This window comes from Paraburkholderia piptadeniae, assembly GCF_900007165.1.
Taxonomy (GTDB): domain Bacteria; phylum Pseudomonadota; class Gammaproteobacteria; order Burkholderiales; family Burkholderiaceae; genus Paraburkholderia; species Paraburkholderia piptadeniae.
Map to the genome: position 1 here is coordinate 143 of NZ_CYGY02000171.1, position 489 is coordinate 631.

General features: G+C 65.6%; 1 protein-coding gene. It reads right to left on the reverse strand.

Translation table 11 applies throughout. The annotated features are described in order from the left end of the window. Positions 1 to 489 (reverse strand): porin (locus tag BN2476_RS43865; protein WP_235851249.1); only part of this gene is annotated, 489 nt, incomplete at both ends.

Sequence of the window (489 nt, forward strand, 5' to 3'; positions counted from 1 at the left end):
CGGAACCCCGAACCGACGCCCGCGACGTACTGCACGTTCGTGTACGTCGCCGTGATGTCGAACTGGCTGTTGAACGTGTAGCCCGCGCCCACCGCGAAGCGCTGCTGCGCCCGCGCCGACTGGTAGCCGTTGGTCACGGCCGAAATGCCCGCCTGCGCGCCCGCGTTCGAGGTCGTCGTGTCCGTGCCGAACGCACCGCCGTTCGAGTTCGAGTTGTTGATCCGCGAGAAGCCGACCGCGAGACCGATCGGCCCTTGTGCGTACTGGATCGCCGTACTCCATGTCGAGCCCTGGTATGCGCTGCCCGGCACGCCCGCCAGCGAATACGAGCCGCTGAACTTGAAGCCATACAGTTGCGGCGACATGTACAGCAGCGTGTTGTTCGCGCGATAGATCGTGTCGAGGCCATCCACATCGCCCGGGTGCGCGCCATAGAAGCCCGTGAGCCAGGTGGTCGGGCTGTACGGCGACAGCAGCTGGTAGTACGAC